7 protein-coding genes are annotated in these 6,231 nt (G+C 68.9%); 5 read left to right on the forward strand and 2 right to left on the reverse strand.

The genetic code is table 11. The features are described 5' to 3' along the window. Window positions 1-2,280: hypothetical protein (locus LAO51_19605; protein MBZ5640950.1), on the forward strand; the 2,280-nt coding region annotated here is incomplete at its 5' end. Window positions 2,281-2,287: 7 nt separating this feature from the next. Here LAO51_19605 and LAO51_19610 read toward each other — a convergent pair. Next, window positions 2,288-2,509: a hypothetical protein gene (locus tag LAO51_19610; protein ID MBZ5640951.1), complete on the reverse strand. Its 222-nt coding sequence runs from the start codon at window positions 2,507-2,509 to the stop codon at window positions 2,288-2,290. Window positions 2,510-2,712: 203 nt separating this feature from the next. Between LAO51_19610 and LAO51_19615 the strand changes: the two genes are divergently transcribed. Next, complete coding sequence (locus LAO51_19615) at window positions 2,713-3,069, forward strand: arsenate reductase ArsC (GenBank protein MBZ5640952.1); 357 nt, start codon at window positions 2,713-2,715, stop codon at window positions 3,067-3,069. On the opposite strand, the gene LAO51_19620 is transcribed toward LAO51_19615, so the two are convergent. Next, window positions 3,066-4,751 (reverse strand): hypothetical protein, encoded by a 1,686-nt coding sequence (locus LAO51_19620; GenBank protein ID MBZ5640953.1) that lies wholly within the window; start codon window positions 4,749-4,751, stop codon window positions 3,066-3,068. The two genes, LAO51_19615 and LAO51_19620, sit on opposite strands and share 4 nt — an antisense overlap. Window positions 4,752-4,937: 186 nt before the next feature. On the opposite strand from LAO51_19620, the gene LAO51_19625 reads away from it, so the two are divergent. From LAO51_19625 to LAO51_19635, 3 genes are all read left to right on the forward strand, one after another. Next, window positions 4,938-5,462, forward strand: a complete 525-nt coding sequence (locus tag LAO51_19625; protein MBZ5640954.1) for a flagellar basal body-associated FliL family protein — start codon at window positions 4,938-4,940, stop codon at window positions 5,460-5,462. A gap of 23 nt (window positions 5,463-5,485) precedes the next feature. Then, window positions 5,486-5,800 carry a flagellar FlbD family protein gene (locus LAO51_19630; GenBank protein ID MBZ5640955.1) on the forward strand — a complete coding sequence of 105 codons (315 nt, stop codon included), beginning with the start codon at window positions 5,486-5,488 and terminating at the stop codon, window positions 5,798-5,800. After that, window positions 5,797-6,231, forward strand: a 435-nt coding sequence (locus LAO51_19635; protein MBZ5640956.1) for a motility protein A, incomplete at its 3' end; no start/stop codon positions are given. The genes LAO51_19630 and LAO51_19635, both read left to right, overlap by 4 nt.

Raw genomic sequence — 6,231 nt, forward strand, 5'->3', positions numbered from 1 at the left:
TTCGGCGTCGGGACCGGCGCCGTGATCAACAACAGCGGGACGTGGGACTGCCAGAGCGACGCCTCGTTCACGAACGGCTTCGGCGGCGCCGCTACCTTCAATAACCTGCTCGGCGCCACGTTCAAGAAATCGGCCGGCCCAGGTACGACCGGCGTCGGGATCACGTTCAACAACTCGGGCGCCGTCAACGTACAGAGCGGGACCGTCAACTTCAGCGGTGGCGGCACCGGCTCCGGGACCTTCACCGGCTCGGTCGGTACGACCGTCCAGTTCGGAGGAAACTACACGCTCAGCCCCGGCTCGAGCGTTTCCGCCGACGCCGTGTTGCTCAGCGCCGGGGCGATCAACGGCAACGGCAATTACTCCGTCTCCGGCGTGACGACGATCACCAACGCCACGGTCGCTTTCAACAGCGGCACCCCAGTCGGGACCGCCGCACTGTCGATGTCGGGCGGCATACTCCAGGGGACCGACACGGTCACGGTGTCCGGCCTGACGACCTGGACGAACGGCACCATGACGGGGACTGGGACGACCAACGCGAACGGCGGAATGTCCGCCAGCGGCCCCTTCAGCAGGACCCTGACCTCCTCGCGAGTCCTCAACGTTGCCGGCCCGACGACGTGGACGGGCACCGGAGGGTTCGGGGTCGGGACGGGCGCCGTGATCAACAACAGCGGAACGTGGGATTGCCAGGGCGACGCCTCGTTCTCGAACGGCTTCGGCGGCACCGCCACCTTCAACAACCTGACCGGCGCCACCTTCAAGAAATCGGCCGGCACGGGCGCCACCGGCGTCGCGATCACCTTCAACAACTCGGGAAGCGTCAGTGTCCAGAGCGGGACCGTCAACTTCAGCGGCGGCGGCACGAACTCCGGGACCTTCACGGGTTCGGTCGGCGCAACGCTTCAGTTCAGTGGCAACTACACGCTCAGCCCCGGCTCGAGCGTTTCCGCCGACGCCGTGTTGTTCACCGCCGGGACGGTCAACGGCAACGGTAGCTACTCCGTCTCCGGCGTGACGACGATCACCAGCGCCACGGTCGCATTCAACAGCGGCACCCTCATCGGGACCGCCTCGCTGTCCATGTCGGGCGGCATCCTCCAGGGGACCGACACGGTCACGGTGTCCGGCCTGACGACCTGGACGAGCGGCACCATGACGGGGGCTGGAACGACCAACGCGAACGGCGGAATGTCCGCCAGCGGGGTCTTCAGCAGAACCCTGACCGCCTCGCGCATTCTCAACGTCGGCGGCCCGACGACGTGGAGCGGCACCGGAGGGTTCGGCGTCGGGACCGGCGCCGTGATCAACAACAGCGGGACGTGGGACTGCCAGAGCGACGCCTCGTTCTCGAACGGCTTCGGCGGCACCGCCACGTTCAACAACCTCGCCAGCGGCACGTTCAAGAAGTCGGCCGGAGCGGGCAATACCGGCGTCGGGATCGCGTTCAACAATGCCGGCGCGGTGCAGGCGCTCGCGGCGAACCTGCAATTCACCGCAGGCTTTGCACAGACCGCCGGCTCGACGACCCTGAAAGGGGGCTCGCTGAGCTCCTCCACGCCGATGAGCGTTCTGGGAGGCTTGGTCACCGGCGTCGGCACGGCGACGGCGACCGTGACGAGCGCCGGCCAAACGGCACCCGGCCTTTCCCTCGGGACGCTGGTCGTCTCGGGGAACTACACCCAGTCGTCGTCGGGCGCCCTCAGCGTCGACATCGGAGGGCACAACGCGGGAATCGACTACGATCAGTTCAACCTGGCCGGGACGGGGGTCGCGTCTCTCGCGGGGACCCTCAACGTGAGCCTCGCGAACGGCTTCAATCCCCAGGAGGGCGACACCTTCACGATCATGAACTTCGCGTCGAGGAGCGGGACGTTCGGCACCGTGAACGCGCCGGCGCTCGCGCAGGGATGCTGGCTGCCGGTCTACAACCCGACTTCCGTCGTCCTCGAGGTCTGGACCACCGCGCAGGAGATCGCCGGCGTCACCGGCGCCCCCGACAAATCGACGATCTCGTGGAATCCGTTGCCGCCCCAGTCGGGACCCACCCCGGTCTACGACGTGATGCGGGGGCTCACGTCCGAGTTCCCGGTGGGCGGCAAGCCGGGCGAGACCTGCCTCGTCTCGGGAACGACGGCGACGAGCCTCTCGGATCCCACCGTGCCCGCGCTCGGGTCCGGCTTCTACTACCTCGTTCGCGGGACCAATGCTTGCGGCAAGGGGGACTACGGCACCACGTCGGCGGGCGCGCCGAGGAATTCCACGGCCTGCCCGTGAGCGGGCGTCAGAGCCCGATGGGCACGCAGTTCTTGGCGTTGTGGCAGTTCGCCTCGCACGGGTTCGGGTAGATCTTCCCGTGATCGCACTGCACCGGCGCGTAGACCAGCGGGCACCGGCACCCGCCCGCGGCCTGCGCGTCGGTGAAGAGCGAGAACGCGCCGAAACCGGCGATCGCGATCAGCACCGCTACCGCGCTCAGCTTCACGATCAATCGGGTACGCTTCATGTCGCCCTCCCCGGGCACGCCGTGGACGTGACCTCCTGCTCCCCGACCGTGCTCGTTGACGTGCGGGGATCATAACATGGGCTCGCCTCCCTTGACGCGGGAGGGACCCGCTCCTACAATTCGCCATCTGGCGAACTATAGGAGCACGATTGCGCCTCCCCCACCTCCTCTTCGTCTGCGTCGAGAACTCGTGTCGCTCCCAGATGGCCGAGGGGTTCGCCCGGGCCCTGGGGCGAGGCCGGGTCGCGGCGTTCAGCGCCGGGTCGCGTCCGTCGGGGAAGGTCCACCCTTCAGCCGTGAGATTCATGGCGGAGCGCGGGATCGATCTCGCGGCGCACGCGTCCAAGGGCCTCGACGACCTGCCACCCGCAACGGTCTGGGACTTCGTGGTCACGATGGGATGCGGGGATGCGTGCCCGCACCTCCCGGCCAGACGAAGGCTCGACTGGGACCTGCCGGACCCGAAGACCATGGGCGACGAGGACTTCAGGCGGGTCCGCGACCTGATCGGGGACCGGGTCCGGGAGCTGCTTCGGGAAGCGGTGCGGGAGCGTCCCTAGACCCCGGGCTGACAGTAGCAGGTCGATCCGAGGCGCACGTCGGCGTGGGCCCAGATCTTCCCGAACCGGGCCTCGACCGCGGCGGCCTCGGCCTCCTTCTTCTGCAGCCTGAGGGCGCGGCCGAGACCGTAGAGCGACCAGCCATTCTCCGGGTAGCGGGCCAGGTCGTCGCGGTAAACCTGCTCCGCCTCGGGGTACCGCCCCGCGCGCATCAGCACCGCGCCCAGGGTGTGCCGCACCGGCTGCATCCAGTCCGGCGGCTCGTCGTAGCGGAGGCCGTCCTCGATGCGCACCCCTTCCCTGAGGAGCGCGACCGCCGCGTCGAGCCGGCCATCCTTGGCGGCGATCTCGCCGTCGAGCAGGTTCGACGCGACCGAGAGGAGGTCCGCCGCCGAGTTGTTCCCCAGCGTCCTGTCCTTCGGCACCGCGGCGGCCGCGTGACGGAACGCCTCGCGCTCCTGCGCCGCCTCCTCACCGCGCCCGAGGGCCGTCAGCGAAGCGGCGCGCGTGAACCGCCATAGTGCGCGCGCCAGCGGCAACGACTCGCGCGGCTCGGGCTCCCCCAGCACCGCCTCCCAGCGTCCGAAGCGCATCAGCGCCTCCGGAACGATCGCCATGTACCCGTCGACGATCGGCGCGTAGTCCCGCAGGAACTCTTCCGGCACCTGGGCGATCGTGGCTCGCGCGGCGCCGAGCGCCTCGATGCTGCGCCCTTCCATCATGAGCGCGTAGGCCAGGAACTGCTGGTTGTGCGCCATGTACATCGCGTAGAAGCCCGGTTTTGGATTCGTCCTGCGATACGCCGCGTCGACGTCGATGGCGCGGTGGTTGGCCTCGATCGCGTCGTCCCAGCGTCCCACCCTGGCGTAGACGTGCGAGGGCATGTGGACGAAGTGACTCGATCCCGGAACGAGATCGCGCAGGCGGTCGGCCGCCGCGAGGCCCTTCTCCGGATGGGGCGATGCCTCGACCACGTGGATGTAGAGGTGATTCGCCCCGGGGTGGCGGGGGTCGATCTCGAGCGCGCGATCCAGGGTGGCGAGGATCTCCTCGGTCCCGGGCTGCGGCTTGCCCTCCGCGGTCCAGAGGTCCCAAGGGCGAAGGTCCATCATCGCCTCGGCGAAAAGGGTCGCGACGTCGGCGTCGAGGGGGTGGGTCCGCCACACCTCGCGCATCGCGTCCGCGTAGGCCTCGTCCAGCGGCCGCCGGTCCTCGGGCTGCGGATCGGCGTAGCGTCGCGCCACGGCGCGGATCAGCGCCTGCTCCGCGTCGGTCGCGCCCGCCGCCAGACCCTGAGCCTTCGACAGCGCCTCCCAGGCCGCTTGGGCGTGGTCGGGCGGCACGAGCGGGAAATTGATGTGCGGACCGTTGACGAGGGCCACCCCCCACCACGGCATCGCGCACGTGGGATCGAGCGCGGCCGCCCTGCGGAACTCGCGCTCCGCCGCCTCGTGGCTGAAGCCGTACGCGAGCGTCAGACCTCGGTCGAACGCCTTCTGCGCCTCGGCGGACGACGTCGAGATCCGGTACGTGTGCGAGCCGAGCCTCGGCGGCGCGGCGGCGTGGGCGGAGCCGCCGCTCGCGAGCTTGGGCGGATTCGCGCTTCCCGCGGCGAGCATCGCGAGGAGCGCGGCCGCCAGGGTCGCGCGGGTCGTCGTACGGTGACGGGATGGCTTCGTCATGACGTGGCCCTCTCAAAAGTAGACAATAATACTCCGCATTCTTGGAATGGCGCCAATAGGGGGTCCAACGGCCTGCCGAGCCCGCCGCGGCTCAATTTCCCGCGTGGAGGGCCGATAAGCAAAGGGGTGGCGGAGTGTCCGTCTCCCAGGCCCGCGCCCGCTGCGATCAGTTGAGGAGGTCGTTCGATGGCCGAAGCCACGGCGGAAGCTGCACCGGCGAAGGGGAAAAAGGGAGGCGGGAAGAAGCTCGTCCTGGTCCTCGTCGGCGCCCTGGTCCTGCTGGGCGGCGGCGCCGCCGGCGCCTACTTCACGTTGTCCCACGGCGCCAGCAAACACGAAAAGACCACGAAGGTCGAGAAGCGCCCCGACGCGCCTCCGCAAGGCGAGAAGCCGGGAACCCCCCACGCGGTGCTGTCGCTCGAGCCGTTCATCGTGAACCTCGCCGACTCGGAGGGCGACCGGTACGTCAAGTGCACCATGCGACTGGTGCTCGACCGACCCGAGGCCGCCGAGACCGCGAAGGACGACGACCTCACGATCACGAGGATAAGGGACCGCGTCTTGACGCTGCTGTCCAGCAAGACCTTCGCGCAGGTCGCGACGCCCGAGGGGAAGGAATCCCTGCGCGGCGAGATCCAGAAGCAGGTGAACACCGTGTTGCGGCCGGCGAGCGTGTCCGAGGTCTACTACACCGAGTTCATCGTGCAGTAGGGGCCGCCGACGTCGAGGATCCCATGATCCGACTCTCGCGTCTGAACCACCAGGAGATCGCCATCAACAGCGACCTGATCGAGTACGTCGAGGCCAAGCCGGACACGACCGTTCGGCTCGTCACCGGGGACAGCATCCTCGTGCTCGAGAGCGTGGACGAGGTCATCCGGCGCATCATCGGATTCCGCCGGATGCTCTTGAGCGCGACCGGCCTCGCCGCCGCGTTCACGTCGGGCTGGCGCCCCTCGATGACGCTCCTGAGGAACGAGGGCGAGGGCACGGCGATCGGGCCCGAGCCGGCGGACGAGGGCGGCGGCACGGAGGAATCCCGACGGTGAAGAGGATCGACCTCGCGACCCTCGTCGGCCTGTTGCTCGCCATCGGCGGGATCCTCGTCGGGAACTACCTCGAGGGCGGGAAGGTCAGCTCGATCCTCCAGCCGACCGCGGCGTTGATCGTGTTCGGAGGAACCCTCGGCGCCGTCTTCGTGACGTATCCGATGCCGATCCTCGCTCGAGGGCTGAAGGCCGCGATCCAGGTGATCGGGAACCGCTCGACGGACGCTCGCGGCCTCCTGGACGAGATCGTCCGCTACGCCCAGAAGGCCCGCAAGGAGGGGATCATCTCGCTCGAGGGCGAGGCCCAGAAGGCGTCGGACCCGTTCCTGAAGCGCGCGATCCTCATGGCGGTGGACGGCGTCGACTCCAAGACCATGCACGAGACCCTCGAGCTCGAGCTGCAGGAGATGGACGAGCAGGGCGACCTCTCC

Source organism: Terriglobia bacterium, from assembly GCA_020073205.1.
Taxonomy (GTDB): Bacteria; Acidobacteriota; Polarisedimenticolia; order Polarisedimenticolales; family JAIQFR01; genus JAIQFR01.

Excerpts from the sequence above, each read along its gene's own strand:
- LAO51_19630 (MBZ5640955.1), top strand. The coding sequence starts at position 5,486 with ATGATCCGACTCTCGCGTCTGAACCACCAGGAGATCGCCATCAACAGC.
- LAO51_19625 (MBZ5640954.1), top strand. The coding sequence starts at position 4,938 with ATGGCCGAAGCCACGGCGGAAGCTGCACCGGCGAAGGGGAAAAAGGGA.
- LAO51_19610 (MBZ5640951.1), bottom strand. The coding sequence starts at position 2,509 with ATGAAGCGTACCCGATTGATCGTGAAGCTGAGCGCGGTAGCGGTGCTG.
- LAO51_19620 (MBZ5640953.1), bottom strand. The coding sequence starts at position 4,751 with ATGACGAAGCCATCCCGTCACCGTACGACGACCCGCGCGACCCTGGCG.
- LAO51_19615 (MBZ5640952.1), top strand. The coding sequence starts at position 2,713 with ATGGCCGAGGGGTTCGCCCGGGCCCTGGGGCGAGGCCGGGTCGCGGCG.